Here is a 23,694-nt window from a genome sequence, read left to right on the forward strand (position 1 = left end):
GGGCACCAATGCCTTCACCTGCCTTCCGGGGCTACTTCTTGGTCGTGCCGATGTTGAGGTAGTCGTACTGACCGCTGAAGGCCGACGAGGACACCAGGTTGGTGAAGTTGTCCGGGCGGTACAGCAGGACCTTGAAGTAGGTCAGCGGAACGAGCGCCGCCAGGTCCATCGCACGCTTGTCGATCGCGGCGTACTGGGCGTTGCGCGCGGTCTCGTCCTCGGTGGCGATGGCCTTCGCCAGCGCCTCGTTGATCTGCTTGTCGTCGAGGTACGAGAGGTTGGTGTTACCGGACGTGCCGATCGCGCCACCGTTCAGGATCTGCTGGAGGAAGCCGTAGCCGCCCGGCCAGTCGGCACCCCACTGCATCATGTGCAGACCGATGTTCTGCTTCTTGTCGAACGTCGGCACACCCGCGTAGTCGGTGAAGTACTTGCCCGACGGGTACTGCTTCAGGGTGGCGTTGATGCCGACCTTCTTCAGCGAGGCGATGATCGCGGTGGCCGCGTCGATCTCCTGCGGACGGTCGCTGCGCGCGGAGATGTTGGTACTGATCGCCGTCTTGCCGCAGGCCTTCAGCTGCTCCTTGGCCTTGGCGACGTCACCCTTGTTGCCGGTGGTGGCGTAGACGTCCGCCTTCTGGTAGCCGGGGATGTCCGGCGGCAGAACGGTGGTGGCGATGTCACCGCGGATCGGGCCGCCCTCGGCGGTCTGCACGGAGACCTTGTCGACGGCGTACTCGACGGCCTTGCGGCAGGCGACGTTGGTGAACGGGGCGACCTGGTTGTTGATCGCCAAGTAGACCAGACGGCCACCGTATGCGTTGTCGGTGTTGGCCTTCAGCGAGGCGTCGTTGACGACCTTCGCCTGAGTCGCGGCCTGGACACCCGTACCGGCGAGCTCGATCGCGTCACCGGCCTGGACGTCCTGGTCGATGGTCTCCGGGTTGACCTTCAGCTTGACGACGATCTTGTCCGGATACTGCTTGCGCAGCGGGTCGGTCTTCGCGTCCCAGTTCTCGTTGCGGACGAGGACGGCCTGCTTGCCCTCGTCGTAGCTCTGGAACTTGTACGAGCCCGAGGACACGATGCTCTTGATGTAGTCGATGCCGGTGTCCTTGGCCTGCGGGACCGGCGCCGTCTGCGGCGTCGCGACCAGGTAGTCGAACTCCTGGAAGGCGGTGTTGAGCTTGAAGACGATCGTGGTGTCGTCCGGCGTCTCGATGGACTTCAGGCCCTCGGCGCTCTTGTCCTTGTAGGGGCCCTTGTAGTCCTTGCCGCCCACCAGGAACTGCTGGAAGTAGTTCGGACCGAGGGAGAGCACGTCACGAGCGAAGTTGGAGCGCTCGACGGCGTACTTGACGTCCTTCGAGGTGATCGCCGTGCCGTCCTGGTACTTCAGGCCCGAACGCAGCTTGTACGTCCAGGTCTTGCCGCCGTCGCTCGGCTGGCCCGCGCTCGCTGCGAGGTCCGGGACCAGCTTGTTGCCCTCCTCGCCCGGACCGGGCTGGAAGGTCATCAGCGGGCGGGCGTACAGCCGGCTGAGGTTGTACATGTAGGCGTAGTACGTGTTGCCCGGGTCGAAGGAGTCCGGAACGTCGGTGAGCTCGTACGTGACCGTCCCACCCTTCTGGGTGGAGGCATTGACGACGCCCTTGGTCGCTGCGTTGGCCCCAGCCGACTTGTTCCCGTCTCCACCGTCGTTGTCATCGGCTTTGCTGCAAGCCGAGAGCAACAGGCTCGCACTGCCGATGGCCGCCACTGCGGCCAGCGCTGACCTTCGCATGATGGTCTGCTTCCCCTTCAATTGTCGGAAATCTGGTGGACTCTCACCGCGGTCGCGGGTCAGCGGCTGCGCGGGTCGAGAGCGTCGCGGAGACCGTCGCCGAGCAGGTTGAACGCCAGGACGGTCACGAAGATGGCCAGACCAGGCACGATCATGAACTGCGGGTCGACCTGGTAGAAGTCGACGGCCTGGTTGAGCATGCCGCCCCAGGAGGCCTGGGGAGGCTGGATGCCGACGCCGAGGAAGCTCAGCGACGCCTCGAAGAGGATGTTGGTCGGAATGAGCAGCGTCGAGTAGACGATGATCGGGCCGACGAGGTTCGGCAGCAGCTCCCGGAAGAGGATGTACGGCCCCCTGGCCCCCATCCCGCGCGAGGCGTCGACGAACTCCCGCTCGCGCAGGGCCAGCGTCTGACCTCGCACGATGCGGCCCAGGTAGGGCCAGTTGAAGAAGCCGATCACGAAGATCAGCACGCTGATGTGCAGCGGCAGACCCTCGAGCCCGAAGGCACCGCCCTGGAGTGTGGCCGAGATGGCGATGGCGAACAGCAGCAGCGGGAACGCCAGGAAGGTGTCCATCAGCCGGCTGATGATCGTGTCGACCCGTCCGCCGTAGTAGCCGGCGACCACGCCGAGCACGGCGCCGATCGTGTTGGACAGGATCGTGGCGCCGAAGGCGACGACCAGCGAGACCCAGGAGCCCTCGAGGATGCGGGTGGCGATGTCGCGGCCGAACTTCGGCTCCACGCCGAGCGGGTGGTCCCAGCTCATGCCGCCGAAGTTGCCCTTGGGCAGCGAGGTGTTGGGGTCGATCAGATCCTGGTGCAGGGCGTTCGGGTCGAGGCCGAACATGGCCTGGATGGGCCGGGAGAGCACCGCGAGGAGGACCAGCAGGATGACGATCACGCCACCGGCGACCGCCACCTTGTCCTTCTTGAACCGGGACCAGGCGATCTGCCCCAGGGAACGGCCCTCGATCTGCCCCTTGTCGACGCCGACGAGGACAGCCTCCGGCTGCGCCTCGGCCTGCGCCCCGGTGGTCTCGATCGGTGCGGTCACAGTGACCCGACCCCTCTCGCCGGTGGTGACCGGCCTACACCTGCCGTGGATTACGGCTTTGTCGACTTGCTCAGCTCGCAGGGAACGTCTGATCCTGCGTCTGCCTGGGGAGTCTTCAGCTTCGCTGCGATCACCCGCCAGGCCTGGCGAAGAAAGTATGCGTAACCGTGATGCAGTACGAGGGATTCCGTTATCCGAACAACGGGTAACGCCTCTCGGACGCATGTTAGTTGGGACAGAACGGTACAATAGGCGACTTTCGTGATGACCTGCCGCTATCTACGCGCGAAGAAACGTGGCCGTTACGTAAACGAGTCGAACAGGTAGTCGTAGCTCTCAGTAACCGCCACGGGTCGGCGGGTAGCCGTACCCGGCGGCCGGCGCCTGCGCGGGGGACCCGTGGGCCTCGCGGTCGTAGAAGGGACGGGCACCGGCGCGCATCCACAGCGCCACCGGGTCGTACTCGTCGGACATCGCCACGGTCGACACCGGGAGCCCGTCCGGGACGGCGCCGATGGACTGCTGCATCATCGCGCGCACCGAGTCCACGGCCGAGGGGCTGGTGTCGTACACGTCCAGACCGATCGCGAGATACGGCGCCCCGAGCGCCGGCTGCACCCAGGCGCGGCGCAGTGAGCGGACCGCCGGGGTGCGGTGGGCGTTCTGCACGAGCTGCGCGTAGAACTGGGGGATCTCGATGCCGGGTTCCGACAGCCTGAGCGGCCCCGCGGGCTGGCGCTCGAGGCCGGTGGCGATGCGGCGCAGATCGAGCCAGGGGATGCCGAGGCCGCCGCCGGGGGCGTGCGGGTTGAGCCAAAGCCCGTACTGGTCGGGGTAGAGGGTGCGGGCCACATCGATGCCGTCGACCACTTCGTACGAGCGGTTCCAGCCGCTGGCGCTGAGCTCCTGGGCCGAGGTCACACAGGGGGCGTAGCCGTAGCCGTCGACCTCCATGTTTCCGTACTGGGCGTCCGGGGAGCCGGCCTGGCCGTGCCACAGGAGCATCCAGATCTGGCCGGAGTTCGGGGTCGCCAGGGCGCGCAGCAGTGCCTCGTAGGCGTCGTAGCGCCCGGGGGTCACCTGGCGCAGCATGTGCTCGACCTGGTCGGTCGTGGTGGCGCTCACCCTGTATCGCCCCTTCTTGAAAGTTGCCCCGAGTAGGAAACCAGCTTAAGCGCCCACGAGCTCGGGATCTGTGCGCCGTCAGCCCTGTGTATAGAAGGGGCGCACCTGTTCGCGCATCCAGTGGCCCACCGGGTCGTCCGCCACGTCCAGCAGAACCAGGTTGACCGGCCAGGGGACCGGAGTCGTCCCCAGGGCCCTGCCGAGGGCGTCCATCGGGAGAGTGCGCAGATCGCCCTCCCACTGGGAGAGTTCGACGCCCACGAACATCACCGGGTCGGCCGTTTCGATCGCGGCCAGGCAGCGGCGGGCCGTGAGGACCACTCCGGTGGCCGCGAACTCGGCCGACGCGGCTGCCAGGAAGTCGACCGGGTCGTCCTGCCAGTCCGGCTCGTAGAGCTTGACCCGGCCACCGGTGTTGGGGCCGTCCAGCGGGGTGCGGCCCACGCGGCAGAGATCCGCGACCGCGGCGGGCGGGAGGGGCACGCCGACCACTCCGTCGGGGTTCACCGCGATGCCCACGTGCGGGGGCAGACCACGGGCGAACTCGACCGCCGGGGCGATGGTGTACGACAGATGGCTGCCGACGACCTGGCGGAGCTGCTCCTCGGAGCTGAAGACCGGGACGAAGGCCTGGCCCGCGATCTCCAGGGAGGGCAGGTCGAGGGGGCCGCTGTGCGGACCGCCGCCGTTCGGCAGGGGGACCCAGACGAAGCTGCGGCCGAGCACCTCGATGATCCGGCCGCCCGCCGAGGGCATGCCGAGGGAGGCCGAGAGCACCTCCTCCAGTTCGTTGCCGGGCCATCCGCCATGCGGATGAGGGTGCGGGTGTGCCGGTGCTGGAAAGTCCGCGGGAAGATCCGCCGGGAAGTCCATCTGTCTGACCGCCTGCTGTGAACCTACTGATGTGGCTGAAAGGCTAGCGGGTGCGACGGAAAGGTGGCTCAGCCCGTGAAACCGATCCGCCGCAGCACGTCCGCGGCGTCCCGGTCGATCAGCACCGCCGAACCGCAACCCTGGGGCAGGTCACCGCGCTCCACGGAGCGGATCAGCCGGGAGGCCGCGCCCCGGTGCCGCAGGAAGGCGTACCGCGAGACGCCCCGGCCGCGCTCGCGCTGGCCCTCCAGCGCGGTGTCCGCCGTGACGTCGAGCAGCAGCAGATGCAGGGTGCCGCCCCGACGCCGGGCCTCGCGGGCCAGCCACCCGCGCACCCAGGCCTGCGTCCCGCAGTCGTGGACCACGACTCCCTCGCCGGAGCGCAGGGCGCTGCGCAGTCCGGCGTAGTGCGCGAGCCGGACCAGGGGGCGGTAGACGGCGTACGGCAGTAAGCCGGACAGCCGGCCGTCCCAGCGGTCGCGGGTGTCCTGCGAGTCGATCCGGATCCCGCCCACCGCACGCTTCATCAGCGTGGACTTGCCGCTGCCCGGCAGGCCGGTGATGACGACGAGGTCCCTGGGGCCGAAGAGCAGGGCGTGCGGACTGCGGCCCGCGCGATCGCGCAGGTCGCGGACGACCGGGGCGTGCCGTGCGCCGCGGAGCTCGACGGCCGGGGCCGCGGGCTGCTCCGGCAGCGCGATGCCCGAGGTCGTCGCGTACGCCGTGGTCCTGTCCACCGTCATCGTCCTCCTCCGGGGTCGGGGTTCCCCTCCCCACCGAGCGTAAAGAGAAGGTAATGGACGATCTCTCGCTTTTCTGTAGTCGTACCGCCACAAGCTGGTTACAGACGCCGCCCTGCCGGACGCGTGCGCGGCGTGCAATGATGTCCGCGCCAACTGCATACCGGCCGCTTGAATCCGCGCGGGAGAGTCCTGGGTACGTGTACCCGGGCGCCGAAGGAGCAAGTCCCTCCCTTGAATCTCTCAGGCCCCGTTACCGCGCGGGCGAGGCACATCTGAAAAGCGGGCCGCCGACTCGAAGGCGGCTCCACCCACGGTGCAAGCCCGGATCATTTCGTGATCAGGGCGAACCTCTCAGGTTCCGATGACAGATGGGGAGGAAAGCCCTCGCCCGTCATGCCTTGGATCCTTGGGAGACGACCGTCCGATGAGCAGTACCGAATCCCGTCGTACCGCGCTCGACGCCCTGCACCGCTCGCTGGGCGCGACCATGACCGACTTCGCCGGCTGGGACATGCCCCTGCGCTACGGCTCCGAGCGCGACGAGCACAACGCCGTGCGCACGAAGGCCGGGCTCTTCGACCTCTCCCACATGGGCGAGATCACCGTGACCGGGCCGCAGGCGGCCGAGCTGCTGAACTTCGCCCTCGTCGGCAACATCGCGTCCGTGGGTGTCGGCCGCGCCCGCTACACCATGATCTGCCAGGCCGACGGCGGCATCCTGGACGACCTGATCGTCTACCGGCTCGCGGAGACCGAGTACATGGTGGTCGCCAACGCCTCCAACGCCCAGGTCGTGCTGGACGCGCTCACCGAGCGCGCGGCCGGCTTCGACGCCGAGGTGCGTGACGACCGGGACGCCTATGCGCTGATCGCCGTACAGGGACCTCAGGCGCCCGGGATCCTCGCCTCCCTGACCGACGCCGACCTCGACGGCCTGAAGTACTACGCCGGTCTGCCCGGCACGGTCGCCGGGGTGCCCGCGCTGATCGCCCGCACCGGGTACACCGGCGAGGACGGTTTCGAGCTGTTCGTCGCGCCGTCCGACGCGGAAGCGCTGTGGCAGGCCCTGACCAAGGCGGGCGAGCCGGCCGGCCTGGTCCCCTGTGGCCTGTCCTGCCGGGACACGCTGCGCCTCGAGGCGGGCATGCCGCTGTACGGGCACGAGCTCTCGCGGGAGCTGACGCCCTTCGACGCCGGGCTCGGGCGGGTCGTGAAGTTCGAGAAGGAGGGTGACTTCGTCGGGCGGGAGGCGCTGGCCGAGGCGGCCACCCGTGCCGCGGAGAACCCGCCACGCGTCCTCGTCGGACTCGTCGCCGAGGGCCGTCGGGTCCCGCGTGCCGGGTACGCGGTCGTCGCGGGCGGCGAGGTGATCGGCGAGGTCACCTCCGGTGCCCCCTCCCCCACGCTGGGCAGGCCGATCGCGATGGCGTACGTCGACCCCGCGCACGCGACGCCGGGCACGGCGGGTGTCGGTGTGGACATCCGGGGCAGTCACGAGCCGTACGAGGTCGTGGCGCTGCCGTTCTACAAGCGTCAGAAGTAGCCGTCGTAGGTGATGCTGAGCACAGAGTCGCTGCTCACGCACGCCTTCCGCAGTCCCCCATTCATCAGCACTCCCCCGCGTACAGGAGAATTCAGACCATGAGCAACCCGCAGCAGCTGCGCTACAGCAAGGAGCACGAGTGGCTGTCGGGCGCCGAGGACGGCGTCTCGACGGTCGGCATCACCGAGCACGCGGCCAACGCGCTCGGCGATGTCGTCTTCGTCCAGCTCCCGGAGGTCGGTGACACGGTGACCGCGGGCGAGACCTGCGGCGAGCTGGAGTCGACCAAGTCGGTCAGCGACCTGTACTCCCCGGTCTCCGGTGAGGTCACCGAGGTCAACGAGGACGTCGTGAGCGACCCGGCGCTGGTGAACTCCGCCCCCTTCGAGGGCGGCTGGCTGTTCAAGGTACGCGTCGCCGAGGAGCCGGCCGACCTGCTCTCCGCCGACGAGTACACCGCCTTTTCCGCCGGCTGAGGAGTCCGCACCCGATGTCCGCACTGAACACGCCCCTGCACGAGCTCGACCCGGAGATCGCCGCCGCGGTCGACGCCGAGCTGGACCGTCAGCAGTCCACCCTCGAGATGATCGCGTCGGAGAACTTCGCTCCGCTCGCCGTCATGGAGGCGCAGGGCTCGGTCCTCACCAACAAGTACGCCGAGGGCTATCCCGGCCGTCGCTACTACGGCGGCTGCGAGCACGTCGACGTGGCCGAGCAGATCGCGATCGACCGGGTCAAGGAGCTGTTCGGAGCCGAGTACGCCAACGTCCAGCCCCACTCCGGTGCCTCCGCGAACCAGGCCGCCCTGTTCGCGCTGGCGCAGCCCGGTGACACGATCCTGGGTCTGGACCTGGCGCACGGCGGTCACCTCACCCACGGGATGCGGCTGAACTTCTCCGGCAAGCAGTTCGACGTGGTCGCGTACCACGTGGACGAGGCGGGTCTCGTCGACATGGCCGAGCTGGAGAAGCTCGCCAAGGAGCACCGGCCCAAGGTGATCATCGCCGGATGGTCGGCGTACCCGCGGCAGCTGGACTTCGCGGAGTTCCGCCGGATCGCCGACGAGGTCGGGGCGTATCTGTGGGTCGACATGGCCCACTTCGCGGGCCTGGTGGCGGCGGGGCTGCACCCGAACCCCGTCGAGTACGCGGACGTGGTCACCTCCACCACCCACAAGACGCTGGGCGGACCGCGCGGCGGGATCATCCTGGCGAAGAAGGAGTTCGCGAAGAAGCTGAACTCCTCAGTCTTCCCGGGCTTCCAGGGCGGTCCCCTGGAGCACGTGATCGCGGCGAAGGCGGTGTCCTTCAAGGTGGCGGCCTCGGAGGAGTTCAAGGAGCGCCAGCGGCGTACCGTGGACGGTGCGCGCATCCTCGCCGAGCGTCTGACGGCCGACGACGCCCGGGAGGCCGGGGTCGACGTGCTCTCCGGCGGCACCGACGTCCACCTCATCCTCGTCGACCTGCGCGAGTCCGAACTGGACGGCCGGCAGGCCGAGGACCGCCTCCACGAGGTCGGCATCACGGTCAACCGCAACGCCGTCCCCAACGACCCGCGCCCGCCGATGGTGACGTCGGGGCTGCGGATCGGCACGCCCGCCCTGGCCACCCGCGGCTTCACGACCGAGGACTTCACCGAGGTCGCGGACGTCATCGCTTCGGCGCTGAAGCCCTCGTACGACCTGAAGTCGCTCAAGGCCCGGGTGAAGGCCCTTGCCGACAAGCACCCGCTGTACCCCGGCCTGAACAAGTAGTTCCACGGTGGGGGCACCCGACGACGTGTGCCCCCACCCTTTTTGAAGGAGTGCCCGTGGCCATCTCGGTCTTCGACCTGTTCTCGATCGGCATCGGCCCGTCCAGCTCCCACACGGTCGGCCCGATGCGCGCGGCCCGTATGTTCGCCCGCCGCCTGCGCAACGAGGAGCTGCTGTCCTCCGTCGCCTCGGTGCGCTGCGAGCTCTACGGCTCCCTGGGCGCGACCGGTCACGGCCACGGCACCCCGAAGGCGGTGCTGCTCGGCCTGGAGGGTGCCTCCCCGCGCACGGTGGACGTGGAGAACGCGGACGACCGGGTGGCGGAGATCAAGGCCGCGGGCGTCCTGAAGCTGCTCGGCGAGCGCGAGATCCCCTTCTCCTTCGACGACGACCTGGTACTGCACCGCCGCAAGACACTCCCGTACCACGCGAACGGCATGACGGTGTGGGCGTACGACGCCTCGGGCGCCGAGCTCATGTCGAAGACGTACTACTCGGTGGGCGGCGGGTTCGTCGTCGACGAGGACGCGGTGGGCGCGGACCGGATCAAGCTCGACGACGCAGTGCTGAAGTACCCCTTCCGCACCGGCGACGAGCTGCTGCGGCTGACGAGGGAGACCGGACTGTCGATCTCCGCCCTGATGCTGGAGAACGAACGCGCCTGGCGCACCGAGGACGAGATCCGCACCGGGCTGCTGGAGATCTGGGAGGTCATGCGGGCCTGCGTGTCGCGGGGCATGTCCCGTGAGGGCATCCTGCCCGGCGGGCTCAAGGTGCGCCGCAGGGCCGCCGTCACAGCCCGCCAACTCCGCGCCGAGGGCGATCCGTTGGCGCACTCCATGGAGTGGATCACGCTGTACGCGATGGCGGTGAACGAGGAGAACGCGGCGGGCGGCCGGGTGGTGACCGCCCCGACCAACGGGGCCGCAGGCATCATCCCCGCGGTGCTCCACTACTACATGAACTTCGTGCCCGGCGCCGACGAGGAGGGCGTCGTCCGGTTCATGCTGGCCGCCGGTGCCATCGGCATGCTCTTCAAGGAGAACGCGTCCATCTCCGGCGCCGAGGTCGGCTGCCAGGGCGAGGTCGGCTCGGCCTGCTCGATGGCCGCGGGCGCTCTCGCCGAGGTCCTCGGCGGTTCCCCCGAACAGGTCGAGAACGCCGCCGAGATCGGCATGGAACACAACCTGGGTCTGACGTGCGACCCGGTCGGCGGGCTGGTCCAGATCCCCTGCATCGAACGCAACGGCATGGCCGCGGTCAAGGCGGTCACGGCGGCGAAGATGGCCCTGCGGGGAGACGGCTCGCACAAGGTGTCCCTCGACAAGGTCATCAAGACGATGAAGGAGACCGGGGCCGACATGAGCGTGAAGTACAAGGAGACGGCGCGGGGCGGGCTGGCGGTGAACATCATCGAGTGCTGAGGTGACAGGCCCTGACCAGCGTGTTCGTGTCTTTCAGCGCTGTCGGGGCCTTCCCTGCTTACGCGGCGGAAAGTCCCCGGAATGTCCCTGTGACAGACGTGAAAGTCCCCGAAAAGTCCCCAGGAAATCCCACGGGATGGGCGTCCGACCTGGGGGTTCGTGACATCCGCGATCTCTCTTCCAATCCGCCCTGACCGTCGACTGTCGTCAAGATGTATCAAATCGATCCCTTGAGACTGACAGAGGGGTACCATTCGATACATGAGTGCTGCGGACAACTCGCGCCTGGAGCAGCGGCTGGCCGACCTGCCCCCCACGTTCACGACGGCGCAGGCACGTCAGGCCCTGCTCTCCTCCCGTGATCTGGCGTCCTTGATGGCGGAGGGGGAGATAGACGAACTGTCCCGTGGGGTGTACCGGCGGGCAGACGCCCCGGAGACCGCACATTCAGACCTACTGGCCGTGTGCGCGCGGGCTCCTCACGCTGCCGTGTGTGGTGAGTCCGCCCTGGCCCTGCACGAGCTGATCGACGACATCCCCGCGGCAGTGCACATCGCCGTGCCGCGCGGTACACGCCGCCCCACGATTTCCTACCCGCCGACCGTGGTGGCGCAGTACGCCCCGAAGACCTTCGCCCTCGGAGTCGAGCGGTTCGAAGCAGCCCCGGGTGAGACCATCCCCGTGTACAACGCAGCCCGCAGCGTCGTCGACGCGATGCGCCACCGCAACCGTGTCGGCGAGACCCTCGCCCTGTCGGCGCTCGGCCGCTACCTGCGCCGAGACGGACGCAGCGGGGTCGGCGAACTCCAGCACATCGCGCGCGAGTTGGATGCCCTCTCCGTCATCCGTCCCGCCGTAGAGGCGGTGCTCGCCTGATGGCCAACCCCGCGCGTGACACCACAGCCGGCCGCGTCTACAACGACCTGCGCAACCTGGCTCGCCGCAACAGCCGGTCCACAGACGAGATCATGGTCGAGTACGTCCTCGAACGATTCCTCTACCGCTTGGCCGTTTCGCCTCTTGGCCGGGAACACTTCGTCCTCAAGGGCGGCCTGCTGCTGGCCCAGTTCGGCGCACGTCGAATGACCCGCGACATCGACATCCTCGGCCGCTCGTTCCCAGGCACGGAAACCGAGATCGTCCGCAGGATCGCGGTGATCGCCGCCACCGAGATCGACGACGGAGTCGCGTTCGATCCCGCGACGCTCAAGACCGTCCCCATCCGCGAGGAGGACGAGTACCACGGCGTACGCCTGTCCATGGCCGCCTCCATCGCCCGGGCCCGGCTCAAGCTCCAGTTGGATGTCAGCTTCGGCGACCCTGTCACCCCCGGCCCTCAAATCATCGACTACCCACAGCAGCTCACGACGGAAAACTTCCAGATTCTCGGCTACCCCCTCGCCACCGTCATCGCCGAAAAACTCTCCACCGCTGTCTCCCTCGGCGACCTCAACACCCGCGACCGCGACTACGGAGACCTCTACCGCCTACTCACCCTCAACGACCTCGACGGCCAGGAACTCACGACGGCGCTCACCGCCACCGCCGTACACCGCGGCATCACCCTGAAACCCCTCAGCACCGCAATCACCGACCTCGCCGAGCGGCGCCAGACCTCCTACACCGCCTGGCGCCGACGACAGGGTTCCGCCGCAACCGGCTACCCCGAACGCTTCACCGACGTCATCCGGCAGGTCACCGCCTTCGCCGACACACTCCTCGATGGTGGCGCCGTCACCCTCACATGGAATGCAGCGGCCCTCACGTGGTCATGAACCAGACCTGAAAAACCGACCAAGTCTTCGGGACGCAAACCCGAGACGTATGCATTACGAGACCGTGAGCGTTCGTGCTGCGTGGTGCCTGGTCGTGCTACTGAGTGACGTTCTGCCTGATCAGAGCACGTGCAATAGATTGACCCGTGCCACCCAATGCTGCACCGTCCAAAGGCGTCCGGCCACCGGCTGGCCACCGGGAAGGCCACCACTGGTGACAAGAAGCAGGGACACCGAGACTGTCGGCCTCCCACATACCCTTCGTACGCGTGCCGGGTCTCCCGCGGGTCGCTCCAGAGAAGGCCCCTTCCAACGTGGCCGGTGCAGACCTCGCCGGTTGGCTGTTTCCCGAGACCGTCCTTCAAGTCCGTTCCTGACCCACTGATCAGCACGTCCCGCACGCCGGGGTGCCTCTGTGTTTTGTCAAGTCGCTTGAGGCAGCGGGTGTTTGGACCTGCGCTCGTCGGCGATCATGACGCGCCACACATGGTCGGCGAGACGGCGCTTCAGGCAGCGCTTGGCTTCCCGTGGTGTCTTTCCTTCGGAGAGTTCCCGCTGGTAGTAGGCATGTCCTGGGGCGCTCGGCATCCTGATCTGAGTGATGGCGATGGTGTGGAGGACGGAGTTGAGCTGGCGGTCGCCGGAGCGTGAGAGCCGGTGGCGGGCCTTGTCCGCGCTGGCGATCTCGACCGGAGCGACGCCTGTGTAGTTCGCGAACGCCGCCGCAGTGGCGAACCGGCTGGCGCGTCCGACACGGCCGACGAGCCGTGCCGCCAGCACCGGCCCGACGCCGGGCGTGTTCATCAGCCTGCTGCCCGAGGACTCGACCAGTTCCTCCATGCGTACGGCGTTCTCCGCCAGCCGCTTGTCCAGCGCCCGGATCTCCGTGACCAGGTCGCGGGCAAGGTCCTTGCGGACCTTTTCGGCGTCGCCGGCGGGGCGGACCGTGCGCAGCAGCGCGGCGGCCTGGTCCGCCAACAGCTGAGGCGGAGCCCCGCCGGGCAGCAGATCACGCAGCACAGCGTGCAGCTGGTTGACGGTCCGGACCCGGGCCTGGGCGAGGTTGACGCGTCGTTCGTCGAGCAGGGCCAGGGCCGTGGAGTGGTCGTCCATGTTCACCTCACGCCCGTCTCCGTGGATGTGGGCCGTGGCCGCGGCCGCGGCGGCAGCGTCGATCCGGTCGTTCTTGCGGCCGCCGCCACGGGTGAGTTGACGGACGCGGCTGGTCGCCGAGGCGGGTACATCGATGACGGTCTCGCCGCGGGCGACGAGCCACTGGGCCAGGTGGCGGCCGAGCCCGTTGGCGTTCTCCACCACCCACCTGCGCTGCGGCCACCGGCGACCCCAGGTCAAGAGCCGCCGGTACTCCGCCAGGCTCGCCTCGATCCTCAGCGAACCGGCCTGCTGATTTGAGACAGGGTCGACGGCGGTAGCGGTGTGAGTGGACTTGTGCGGGTCAACACCGAGCAATATCACAGGAGTTCGTTCCTCACGACCGGACGACAGGACGTCCACGGCCGACACGCCGACTTCCGGAACCGCTGCCGGGACACGCCTCTGTTGAGTCAGACCGTGACCGGACACCGGGTCGGCGGCACACCCCGAGCGGGCCAGCCCCAACGGGCGGCAGGAACCTCACGAGCCATCCAGCCCAGCGTCCTACGGAACACTACGAGCGGCCAACCCGACCGCGCTCCGCTACAGCCAATACAAGTCGGGAACCTCACTGGTTGAGCAGCCTCCGCTATTGGGTGCCGCGCACGTCGGCCACGTAGACCGGCTCCGGCGCGGACTCGGCCGTGAGGACATCCAGGGACAATCAAGCCAACTCTGCCCTCACCAGGCTCCGCACCCTGCCGAGTGTGCCTTCGCCGAACTCGGGCGCTGGCAGGTGCTCGGCTTGCTGCGAGTCAGCCCGAACCGCATTACCGCCGCGCTCCCGCCCTCCTCGTGATCACACAAAAGCGGTCTTCACTCGCAAGAGGGTAGATCGGAGACGCTCAGTACAAGCGCCGCGGTGAGGATCTGCGGTGGCTTGGTCGACATCAGCTGCTGCTGGTCGAGCAGTGCGAGACGTTTCCGAAGCCGTACGTCGAGCTCGACGGCCTTGCGGTGGAGGCTCTCGGAGGACTCCTTGGGCTTCTCGCCCCTCCGTTCCTTCTCGGAGGCTGCCGCAGCATCGCGGAGCAGCCGCTCGCTCTCCGAGGTCAGGCGCTTGGTCACCAGTTCCCGGGTCTTGATCAACTCTGCCAGGCGACGGGGCTGGACCTCGGCCAGGTATTCGGGAAGCTGGTTGGCGATGATCCAGCTGGTTGCCTTGTCTTCGGCGTCTGCGAGCCAGGGAAGTCCGCATGCGATGTCGGTCGCCGCGCCGTTGGGCGCCGCGGCGCAGTCGAGGTAGGGCGCGGGGCCGGCCGGGTGCACGGTGCCGTGGCTGTCGATGTAGGCGTAGGCGAACCGTCGGGCCACCGACTCACCAGTGGCGTCCGCGACCTCTTCGACGACCCCGACGAGGAGGTGCGGTTCTTCGAGGGTGGCCGAGACGAGGACGGTGCCCTGGTTGAGGGCGCCCCCGAAGTTCCGGATGGTTTCGTCCATGACGGCGTCGTGCAGCGGGTGGCCGGGGGCGAGCAGGTCGGCGCGGGCGCGGTCGTCAGGCTGGACGTGGCTGAGGTCGAAGGTGATGCGATCGTACTTGGTGGCAATCGGTCCGTTGCCTGCTGAGCGGATGTGCTGGGGCACGTTGGCTATCTCGTAACGCCCCTGTTCGCGCTTGACGATCCGGCCACCGAGCCGGGTGAAGGCGTCCTTGAAGGTCGATTCGATGTAGTGCGGCTGAAGACGTCGGGCGCGGGCTTCGTCCATCGTGACGCGCAGGGCGCGAAGATCGGCATCTGAGAGGTGCTCCGAAGCGAGCGCACGCTCGTCCAGGAGGCCCTTGAGGCCGTCTCCGACGGTGCTGTCGATGACCTCGTACATCCTGTTCTTGACGTCTGGCTGCTCACCGTACTGGATGGCATCGAGCAGCAAGTCTCGCAGCGGGGTCTCGGCGAACGCCTCTCCCAGGACATCGAAGACCTTCCCGCCGTACGTCTCGCGCATCTGGTCGAGCTTCTCCAGCAGGCGCGTGAAAACCTCGCCCTCGCGGGTGTTGGAGGCGACGAGGTTCCAGAGCCGGCAGACCTCCTCCTGGCCGATGCGGTGGATGCGGCCGAAGCGCTGCTCGATGCGGTTGGGGTTCCAGGGCAGGTCGTAGTTGACCATCAGGTGTGCGGCCTGCAGGTTGAGTCCCTCGCCGGCGGCGTCGGTGGCCAGCAGGATCTGAACGTCGCGGTTCTTGGTGAACTCCTCGGTGATCTGTCGGCGTTCGCTCCGGCGTACGCCGCCGTGAATAGCCTTGACGGCGTCGGGCTTGCTCAGAAGCGACCCGATCTTGCCCTGCAGATAGTGGAGGGTGTCGCGGTGCTCGGTGAAGATGATGAGTTTCCGAGGTCGGCCATTGGCGTCTGTCACCAGCGCGTGGTCCCGGAGGAGGGCGGACAGCTCGGTCCATTTGCGGTCCGTACCTGCCTCGCGGACCCGCTGCGCCGTCTTCACCAACGCCCTCAGCTCGGCGAGTTCGGCGTTGAGCTCGTCGACCGTCTGCGCCGCCGTCGCGGCATCGAGCAGTTCCTCCTCGATCTCCTCGATCTCTTCGGCATTGAGGTCGCTATCGTCGAAGTCGGCAAGGTCGATGGTGGGCATGCTCTCGCGCCAGGTACCGTTAAGGATCTCCTGCTTCTTGCGCTCCAGGCGCTCGGTACGCCGCACGAGGCTCTTGTAGATCGCCTCGGGGCTGGAGGCCAGGCGTCGCTGCAGAACGGTAAGCGCGAAACCGACAGTGTTCTTGCGTTTGCCACCGATGCGGTCGGCGCGGTTCATCCCCTCGCGGACATAGTGGGTGACGTCCTCGTAGAGGTCGTACTCGAGTGCCGTGAGTTCGTAGGGGACGGTCTCCGCAATGCGCTCCGGGAAGAGCTTCCTGCCCTCGAAGGTAAGCAGGTCTTCCTTGATCATGCGCCGCATGATCCCGCTGACGTCGACGCTCCTCTTCTGCCTGCCCTCGAACCGGTCACGGTCCAGCAGGGTGAGGAAGAGCTGGAAGTCCTCCTCCTTTCCCGAGTGCGGGGTCGCTGTCATCAGGAGCAGGTGGCGAGTGATCTCGCCGAGCATCTCGCCAAGCTGGAACCGTTTGGTCTTCTCCACCTTGCCACCGAAGTAGTGGCCCCCCATGCGGTGCGCCTCGTCAACGACGATCAGGTCCCACTCCGTCTCCTGGAGCTGCGCCTTCAGGTGCTCGTTACGAGAGAGCTGGTCCATGCGGGCGATCAGAAGCGGGTTGGTCTCGAAGACGTTGAGATGGAGCTGGGAGTCGATGAGCTGGTTCGTGAGCAGGTCGAAGCGGAGGCCGAACTTGAAGAAGAGCTCATCCTGCCACTGATCGACCAAGCCTCCCGGAGCCACGATGAGACACCGCTTGACGTCATCGCGCAGCAGGAGCTCCTTGATGTAGAGCCCAGCCATGATCGTCTTTCCCGCGCCCGGATCGTCCGCAAGCAGGAAGCGCAACGGTGTACGGGGCATGAGCTCGCCGTACACGGCGCGGATCTGGTGCGGGAGCGGCTGAACGTCACTGGTCGCCACGGCGAGCATAGGGTCGAACAGACCAGCCAGTGAGATCCGCTGAGCCTCGGCGACCAGCTTGAAGTCACTTGTGTTCGCGTCGAAGGCGCGGCTGCCGCCGCGGGCGACGCTCAGCTTGTCCTCGTCCTTGCGGAAGACGACCCGCTGGTCGAGGCCGCCTGCGGCGGTCTTGTAGGTCAGTTCGAGCGCGTTCGCACCGTGCCACTGGGCGGCGATGACCGTGACTGCCTCCGCCGGTATGAGTCCGTCGATCCGCAGCCCCGGCTTGAGCTCCTCGAGCAGCACGTACACAACCTCCTGCTTGGCGGCCTGCGAACGCTACTCGGACGTTCCGGCGATTTCCTGATCCCGTCGACTTCGTCAACCGGGGTCGCTAATCTTCCCAGAGGTCATGCGAGTCGGCGGGGGCAATGGAGCGAGAAGCACGTCAGCACCTGCGTGGTGTGGTGGAGGAGATCAGCGGGTGGCGCAAGCTCGCGGTGGGGATCGTCGAGCAACGTGAGACCGTCGAGGCAGCGGCGGAAGACGCCGCCAGGCAGTTCCTCGGCCGCGTGGCCTCACTCGGGACCGGGACCACCACCGCATGGCGCGTACTTCAGGTCTCACCGTCCGATGTCGCCCTGGTGACCTCCCTGGCCTGCCGTCAGGCTCTTCCGACGCTCACGACGAATGCCCAGCAGGGCATCCAGCAGTTGACCAACGACGTCGGCCCAGCGTTGACGGCCGTCCGGGCGCTGTTCGGTGCCCGCCGGATATTGTCGGGCAAAGGCCGCAAGGATGAAGCAGAGCAAGCTGCGGCATACCTGATATCCCTCCACGGGCGGGCTACGAGCACCCCACTCGTAACCGAGTTGGAAAGCCTGGCAGCCTGGGACAGGAAGGCTGTCCCCGCAATCGGGCCCTCGGCCATCCTCGATGACACGGTCGGCTTCGCCCAACTCCTCGGCGGCCGAGCCGAACTCGTCGGGCGGCATGAACTGGATGTCGCCAAGACCGCGATCAGCGCGATCGATCAGGCCCTGCAGCGCGAGGACCAGTTCAGAACGGCCGTCAATGCCGCCGGCAATACCGTCCGACAGGCCGAGGCTCGCAAACTGGTCGCCGAAATGCCCGTCGAGCGGCTCAAGGACGCAACCAGCGGCCAACTGCGCATCACGGCGCTGACCGATGCCGGGATCAGGAACGTGCAGCAGGTCCTCGACCAGAAATCACGGATTCGATCGCTCCCCGGCGTCGGTGAGACGACGGGCAACCGGATGGTCGGCGCCGCACGGACCATCTGGCAGACCACGCTGGACGAGATGCCGGTCCGAATCGACATCAGGAACCGATCCCGCGACACCACGAAGCTCCTCAAGGCGATGCGGGCTTGGGACACGGCACGCTCGATCCGCAGCGCGACAGCCGACCTCACTGCCGCCGACGCGGTTCGGCCGCTCCTCCAAAGCCTTGATTCCAAGACCTCCCACGTGGTTCTCGTCCCCCAGGCTCGAACCGTCGCCGAGTTGCGTACCGCGCTGGCGGCCGTCGAGCGCCGCGGGGCGAAGCTCAGCGGCGGGGACGACGCCGCAGGCGGTGATCCTTGGGAGGATTTCATCGCCCGCCCGGCCGACTACTACGCGATGCTCGCGGAGCTCGGATTCCTGGCCGACGACGCCGAGAAGAGTCACGGCGACCTACCGACCGAAATCGTCGAGGCGGTCAGGGAGCTCAAGCTCGACACCAGCCATCTGAAGGCGTCCCTTCGTGGATACCAGTCGTTCGGTGCCCGCTTCGCAATCGTGCAACGGAAGGTCATCATCGGCGACGAGATGGGGCTGGGAAAGACGGTCGAGTCACTCGCCGTACTCGCCCACTTGCGCGCCAAGGGCTCCTCCCACTTCCTGGTCGTGTGCCCAGCCGCTGTCGTGACCAACTGGGTGCGCGAAGTCCAGGCCAAGTCCGATCTGCGCGCGTATCGCCTGCACGGGCCCGGTCGCGACGACGCGCTGAAGTCCTGGATCCGCAATGGTGGAGTCGCGGTCACCACCTACGACATCCTCGGTTGGCTGGAAGGTCGGATCCCCGAACGCGCCGAACTTGCGTGCCTGGTGTTCGACGAAGCGCACTACATCAAGAATCCGGACGCCCAGCGAACCCGGCGATCCACGGCCCTGATCAAGAGCTCGGAGCGAGCGATCCTACTGACCGGCACCCCGCTGGAGAACCGGATCGAGGAGTTCCGCAATCTCGTCGGCTACCTCCGGCCAGACCTGTCGATCAGTGCCTCGGAAATCGCTCCTCGCCAGTTCCGGAAGCAGGTGGCACCGGCCTACCTGCGGCGCAATCAGGAAGACGTCCTCACCGAGCTCCCGGAGCGGTTCGAAGTCGACGAGTGGATGCCGATGTCCAGCGCCGACGAGCAGCACTACCGAGCGGCTGTCATCGAAGGCAACTTCATGGCCATGCGCCAGGCCGCGCTACGCGCCGGCGCGAAGTCCGAGAAGATGCAGCGCCTCGTCGACATCGTCCAGGAGGCAGAGGACAACGAGCGCAAGGTGCTGGTCTTCTCGTACTTCCGTGACGTCCTCGATGCAGTGGCGTCGGTCCTTCCGGGGAAGGTGTTCGGGCCCCTTACCGGCTCCGTTCCCGCCGCGAAGCGACAGAGCATGGTTGATGAATTCTCCCAAGCCCGCCACGGGGCAGTCCTCGTCGCACAGATCGTGGCAGGCGGCGTCGGTCTGAACATTCAGTCGGCATCGGTCGTCGTGATCTGCGAGCCCCAGCTCAAGCCGACGACCGAATGGCAAGCCATCGGCCGCTCCCACAGGATGGGGCAGCTGGAGTCGGTACAAGTGCACCGCCTGCTCTCCGAAGAAGGCGTCGACCAGCGCATCATTGAGATCCTGGCGCGCAAGAACCAACTCTTCGCGGAGTTTGCCCGCGTCTCCGAAACCGCCGACAGCGCCCCGGAAGCATTCGACATCACGGATGCTGAGCTGGCTCGCGAGATCGTGGCGGCCGAGCGCGAACGCCTACTCACGGGCGGCTGACGGACGTAAGACGCGGAGGCGCCGAAGTGCGTGAAGCCGGGGGCGACCTCAGGTTCGCGGATGGCCAGGCGCCGGACTCCCGTGTCCTCGGCGGAGGCGGCAACTGCCTGCAGGTATGCGGCCTCCACCGGTCCGTGGTCGCTGACCGGGTCCTCCGCACCGGTGTAGCCACCCCGCGCGTCGCGGTCCACGGGATCGTACTTGGTGATCCGGTAGACGTAGGGCGGCACGTCACAGTCCCACGGCGCGTGACGTGGCTGCCGTGGTCTGGTGGCATTCCGGGGCCCGGCAGACGCGTATGTCGAATTCCAGTACCAAGATGCGACCGCACTTGAAGTGATCCCCGGAGCCGCCGCTGAGGCGAGAACCCGTGAGGACACGGTGTCCGGCCGAACGACGCCTGCCGTCCAAGAGGCGCGCTGCCGTATGCGCTGCACTATGGCGTGGTGCACCGAGAGCTGTGAGCGCCGCTTCCACAACTGCAGGAGCATCCGCCGGCAGTTCCGCGTCGTTCAAGACCGGCAGCAGGATCAGCAGGCGTTCCGAGGGATCGTGCACGCCAGCTGCCGTCAGATCCGGTGAAACGACGATGCGCTTGAGGTCACGCCAGACAAGTCCCAGCCCCGACCAGTCTCCGTCGAATCTATTAGCCACGGCCTCCGCACCTGTCCCATCGGGGTGGGCGAGCAGGTAGTCGATTCCGTAGTCGCCGACGAGATTGCGGTAGACCACCACAGCTGAGTGGCAGGCGTCCAACGGAATCCGGAAAGCAGGCCACGCCTGGGCGTCCAGCAGGATCTCGGACGTCGCGTCGGTGTCGGCACTATCGTCGCCGAACCATTCAGGCGCTGGCCTGACGTCGCCGGAGGCGGGCCAGCAGAGGCCGAGAAGGTGGTTGGACCAGAAGCCAGCATGCTCCAGCAACGGCCCGCCAGGCACCACGGGGCCGCACTCGTATCCGCTGATCTCGCACAGGACGACAGTCTGCCAGTGCCCGGCAACCGCCCAAGCGAGAGGCAGTTGGAACGCGCGATTATCGGGTTGGCACAACAGCTGTTCCCCTTTATGCCTCCAGTTGCGCGGCTGAGCAGGAGCCGGTCTGCACGGTGCCTGCACACTTGGCCACCAAATGGCCACCACGTCATTCCGAACAGGCCGAGGTGGACCGATAGCGAGCGACAAAAGGCCAGTTCACAGCCTTGCAGGGCAGAATCACCACCGACCGTCAACCTCGGACCTACGCATTACGATGCATAGGCCTTGAGTGTCCGATTAGCCCGAATCTCAAGGTCAACAAAACGAAGAAACCCCAGGTCATAGGCCTGACCCGGGGCTCACCATGGAGCCACCTTCGGGATTCGAACCCGAGACCTACGCATTACGAGTACAGAGGCCGACGAAGCGAACGGACGGCCGCGCTGAACCAAAAGACCCACTCCCACCGCCATCTCACACCCCGTCGGATACCTTGTAGGCAGCCCTGGGCAAGAAAGTCCCCGAAAAGTCCCCGACGCGACTCAAGGTGACCCATCCCAGAGCAAATCCGCAGGCCAGCCCCATGATCAGAAGCCGCCGACATATCCGTGAAGTACAAGGAGACGGCGCGGGGCGGGCTCGCGGTGAACATCATCGAGTGCTGAGCGGGAGGCGACATGTCGTTCCCATCGACAATTCGCTCCGCTCCGGGCATGACAGACCTGTACGGCGTGTCCCCCGCATTCTTCTCCGCCGATCCTGCGGATGCGGAGGTCGGCGCAGGTTGCCGTGCCGCCCGGACCTGCGCCCGCGCGCAGCCGAGGTTCCTCCGCCGCCATGTGGGGCATCATCAACTCCCGTCCCCCCAACCACACTTCAGGGAGCCCCCACATGCTCCGCGGCATCGATGTCAGCGCCTACCAGTCGTCCACCTACAGCACGGAGGGTCTCTCCTTCGTCTTCATCAAGGCGACAGAAGGCCGCTCCTACACCAACCCGAAACTCTCCGCGCAGACCAAGCACGCCCGTGACGCCGGACTGGTCGTCGGCTTCTACCACTTCCTCTGGCCCGGCAATCTCACCGCCCAGGCCGAGTACTTCGTCAAACACGCCCCCGAGAAGGGGGGCGACATCCTCGCGGTCGACTGGGAGACGACGGGCGACGGCACCCACGCGAGCAACGCGGAGAAGGACAGCTTCATCCGCAAGGTGAAGCAGCTCCGCCCGAACAACCGGGTCGTCCTCTACTGCAACCGGCACTACTGGTTGGACGTGGACAACACGTCGTACGCCGGCGACGGCCTCTGGATCGCCGACTACGTCACGGCCGGCAAGCCCCGCATCAAGGCCAAGTGGCGCTTCCACCAGTACACCGACGACCCCGTGGACAAGAACGTCGCCGACTTCGCGAGCAAGGCGGCCCTGCGCGAGTGGGCGACCGACGCCTGACCGGCGCCCTGATCGTAAGCTGTCCTCATGGGCGGGAAGATCGCTGCGGTCAGCAGCAACGGGACGTACTCCTTCACCAAGCCGAACCGCGAGAGCATCACGCTGCTCGCCGGGTTCGGCGTGGAGGGGGATGTGCATGGCGGGGCGACGGTCAAGCACCGTTTCCGGATGAAGAAGGACCCTTCGCAGCCGAACCTCCGGCAGGTGCATCTGATGCACGAGGAGTTGTTCGAGGAGCTCCGCGTGGCCGGGTTCGAGGTCGGCGCCGGGCAGCTCGGGGAGAACGTGACGACCAGGGGCGTCGACCTGCTGGGGCTCTCCGTGGGGACCCTGCTGCGTCTGGGCGACGAGGCCGTCGTCGAGGTGACCGGCCTGCGGAATCCGTGTGCGCAGATCGACGGCTTCCGCAAGGGCCTGCTGAAGGAGGTCGTCGGACGGGGTCCGGACGGGAGCGCCCGCTTCAGGTCCGGGATCATGGGTGTCGTCGTGGCGGGAGGTGTGGTGCGTCCCGGTGACACCGTCGGGATCGAGCCGCCGGACGGGCCGCACCGGCCGCTCGACATCGTGTGATCGCGCGGGGGCGGGTACGTCGGTTGCTGCCCGCCGCTCAGCCCGCGAACGGATCTTCCAGCTCCGCCCGCAGAATCTCCGCCGCCCTCTCCGCGTCCCCGTCCGCCACCGCCCGGACCAGTGCCGCGTGGGCCTCGTCCGCGGTGTTGGGGTCGTCGTCGCGCAGGGCGGTCAGGGCCAGCAACTCGACCAGGCCCTCGCGCAGGACGGGGGTGAACTCCCTGAACAGGTCGGCGAGTACGGGGTTGTGCGCGGCCGCGACCACCGCTGCGTGGAAGGTGATGTCCGCGTCGACGAAGGCCGCGTCGGAGGACGCGGAGGCGGCCCGCCGGCCCTCCAGCGCGCGTTCCATCGCCGTCACGTCCTCGGGGGTACGACGGCGCGCGGCGAGGCGGGCCGCGTGGACCTCCACCGCCATGCGGACCTCGTAGACGTCCGTGACCGCGGCCCGGCGCAGACGTGTGGGCCAGTCCTCCACCGTCCGCGTCGCGGTGACGAAGACCCCCGCGCCCTGTCTCGGCTGCACCAGCCCCGCCCCGGCCAGCACCCGCAGGGCCTCGCGGACCGTGGAGCGGCCGACGCCCAGTTCCTTCGCGAGCGTGGTCTCACCGGGCAGCTTGGTGCCCACGGGCCAGTGGCCCGCGGTGATCTGCTCACGCAGCCGCTCGGCGGCCTGTTCGACCAGGGGACTGGGGCGGACGGGGCCAAGCGGCATCTGCGGTTCACCAACTCGTGCGGGGCAAAGGACGGTACTCGGTGATTCTCACTTGTCTGAGGACCTGAGGGGTGGCTAGCCTACCGGCATGACGCTCAGCGGTCTCCTTCTTCTCGGCTGCCGCGGCGGGGCCTGACGCGACCGGCACCCCGCCGCGGGACGCCGTGCTGCCGGTCTCCGTCGACCGAGCCGA

18 protein-coding genes and 2 riboswitches are annotated in these 23,694 nt (G+C 67.4%); of the genes, 9 read left to right on the forward strand and 9 right to left on the reverse strand.

Annotated elements, in window-relative coordinates:
- Window positions 1-31: 31 nt before the first annotated feature.
- From RNB18_RS14395 to RNB18_RS14415, 5 genes are all read right to left on the reverse strand, one after another.
- A complete protein-coding gene (locus RNB18_RS14395; RefSeq protein WP_266559329.1) occupies window positions 32-1,783 on the reverse strand; it encodes an ABC transporter substrate-binding protein in 1,752 nt (583 codons plus the stop codon).
- Between the two features lie 59 nt (window positions 1,784-1,842).
- Window positions 1,843-2,841, reverse strand: coding sequence for an ABC transporter permease (locus tag RNB18_RS14400; protein ID WP_266559331.1), 999 nt, complete (start codon window positions 2,839-2,841; stop codon window positions 1,843-1,845).
- A gap of 336 nt (window positions 2,842-3,177) precedes the next feature.
- Window positions 3,178-3,933: an enhanced serine sensitivity protein SseB C-terminal domain-containing protein gene (locus RNB18_RS14405; protein ID WP_311714764.1), complete on the reverse strand. Its 756-nt coding sequence runs from the start codon at window positions 3,931-3,933 to the stop codon at window positions 3,178-3,180.
- A gap of 111 nt (window positions 3,934-4,044) precedes the next feature.
- A complete protein-coding gene (locus RNB18_RS14410; RefSeq protein WP_311714489.1) occupies window positions 4,045-4,839 on the reverse strand; it encodes an enhanced serine sensitivity protein SseB in 795 nt (264 codons plus the stop codon).
- Window positions 4,840-4,907: 68 nt separating this feature from the next.
- Complete coding sequence (locus tag RNB18_RS14415; protein ID WP_311714490.1) at window positions 4,908-5,582, reverse strand: AAA family ATPase; 675 nt, start codon at window positions 5,580-5,582, stop codon at window positions 4,908-4,910.
- Between the two features lie 169 nt (window positions 5,583-5,751).
- Window positions 5,752-5,848, forward strand: a riboswitch (glycine riboswitch).
- Window positions 5,849-5,960, forward strand: a riboswitch (glycine riboswitch).
- 46 nt (window positions 5,961-6,006) lie between these two features.
- Here RNB18_RS14415 and gcvT point away from each other — a divergent pair.
- The 6 genes from gcvT to RNB18_RS14445 all read left to right on the forward strand — a co-directional run bounded on the left by gcvT (window position 6,007) and on the right by RNB18_RS14445 (window position 12,077).
- Window positions 6,007-7,125: a glycine cleavage system aminomethyltransferase GcvT gene (gene gcvT, locus RNB18_RS14420; protein ID WP_311714491.1), complete on the forward strand. Its 1,119-nt coding sequence runs from the start codon at window positions 6,007-6,009 to the stop codon at window positions 7,123-7,125.
- A gap of 98 nt (window positions 7,126-7,223) precedes the next feature.
- Window positions 7,224-7,601: a glycine cleavage system protein GcvH gene (gene gcvH, locus RNB18_RS14425; protein ID WP_007384830.1), complete on the forward strand. Its 378-nt coding sequence runs from the start codon at window positions 7,224-7,226 to the stop codon at window positions 7,599-7,601.
- 14 nt (window positions 7,602-7,615) lie between these two features.
- Window positions 7,616-8,878: a serine hydroxymethyltransferase gene (gene glyA / locus RNB18_RS14430; protein WP_311714492.1), complete on the forward strand. Its 1,263-nt coding sequence runs from the start codon at window positions 7,616-7,618 to the stop codon at window positions 8,876-8,878.
- A 56-nt stretch (window positions 8,879-8,934) separates the two neighbouring features.
- On the forward strand, window positions 8,935-10,302 hold the full coding sequence (locus tag RNB18_RS14435) for an L-serine ammonia-lyase (protein WP_311714493.1): 1,368 nt from the start codon (window positions 8,935-8,937) through the stop codon (window positions 10,300-10,302).
- 261 nt (window positions 10,303-10,563) lie between these two features.
- The gene (locus tag RNB18_RS14440) at window positions 10,564-11,178 is read left to right on the forward strand and encodes a type IV toxin-antitoxin system AbiEi family antitoxin domain-containing protein (RefSeq protein WP_311714494.1); all 615 of its coding nucleotides are present in this window, start codon (window positions 10,564-10,566) and stop codon (window positions 11,176-11,178) included.
- A complete protein-coding gene (locus tag RNB18_RS14445; protein WP_311714495.1) occupies window positions 11,178-12,077 on the forward strand; it encodes a nucleotidyl transferase AbiEii/AbiGii toxin family protein in 900 nt (299 codons plus the stop codon). The genes RNB18_RS14440 and RNB18_RS14445 overlap by 1 nt, the downstream gene beginning before the upstream one ends.
- A 423-nt stretch (window positions 12,078-12,500) precedes the next feature.
- Here the strand turns inward: RNB18_RS14445 and RNB18_RS14450 are convergent, their stop codons facing one another.
- Window positions 12,501-13,661: an IS110 family RNA-guided transposase gene (locus RNB18_RS14450; RefSeq protein ID WP_311714496.1), complete on the reverse strand. Its 1,161-nt coding sequence runs from the start codon at window positions 13,659-13,661 to the stop codon at window positions 12,501-12,503.
- 387 nt (window positions 13,662-14,048) lie between these two features.
- Window positions 14,049-17,045, reverse strand: coding sequence for a helicase-related protein (locus tag RNB18_RS14455; protein WP_311714497.1), 2,997 nt, complete (start codon window positions 17,043-17,045; stop codon window positions 14,049-14,051).
- 158 nt (window positions 17,046-17,203) lie between these two features.
- Here RNB18_RS14455 and RNB18_RS14460 point away from each other — a divergent pair, with 158 nt between their 5' ends.
- Window positions 17,204-19,792 carry a DEAD/DEAH box helicase gene (locus RNB18_RS14460; protein ID WP_311714498.1) on the forward strand — a complete coding sequence of 863 codons (2,589 nt, stop codon included), beginning with the start codon at window positions 17,204-17,206 and terminating at the stop codon, window positions 19,790-19,792.
- 231 nt (window positions 19,793-20,023) lie between these two features.
- Here the strand turns inward: RNB18_RS14460 and RNB18_RS14465 are convergent, their stop codons facing one another.
- Entirely contained in the window at window positions 20,024-20,716 is a 693-nt protein-coding gene (locus RNB18_RS14465) for a hypothetical protein (RefSeq protein WP_311714499.1), read from the reverse strand.
- A gap of 942 nt (window positions 20,717-21,658) precedes the next feature.
- On the opposite strand from RNB18_RS14465, the gene RNB18_RS14470 reads away from it, so the two are divergent.
- Together RNB18_RS14470 and RNB18_RS14475 are read left to right on the forward strand one after the other, a co-directional pair.
- Window positions 21,659-22,216 carry a glycoside hydrolase family 25 protein gene (locus RNB18_RS14470; RefSeq protein ID WP_057616282.1) on the forward strand — a complete coding sequence of 186 codons (558 nt, stop codon included), beginning with the start codon at window positions 21,659-21,661 and terminating at the stop codon, window positions 22,214-22,216.
- A 27-nt stretch (window positions 22,217-22,243) separates the two neighbouring features.
- Window positions 22,244-22,786 carry an MOSC domain-containing protein gene (locus tag RNB18_RS14475; protein ID WP_311714500.1) on the forward strand — a complete coding sequence of 181 codons (543 nt, stop codon included), beginning with the start codon at window positions 22,244-22,246 and terminating at the stop codon, window positions 22,784-22,786.
- Between the two features lie 37 nt (window positions 22,787-22,823).
- Here the strand turns inward: RNB18_RS14475 and RNB18_RS14480 are convergent, their stop codons facing one another.
- Entirely contained in the window at window positions 22,824-23,501 is a 678-nt protein-coding gene (locus RNB18_RS14480; RefSeq protein WP_311714501.1) for a FadR/GntR family transcriptional regulator, read from the reverse strand.
- Window positions 23,502-23,694 lie beyond the last annotated feature (193 nt).

The sequence above is a fragment of the Streptomyces doebereineriae genome, assembly GCF_031845645.1.
Taxonomy (GTDB): domain Bacteria; phylum Actinomycetota; class Actinomycetes; order Streptomycetales; family Streptomycetaceae; genus Streptomyces; species Streptomyces canus.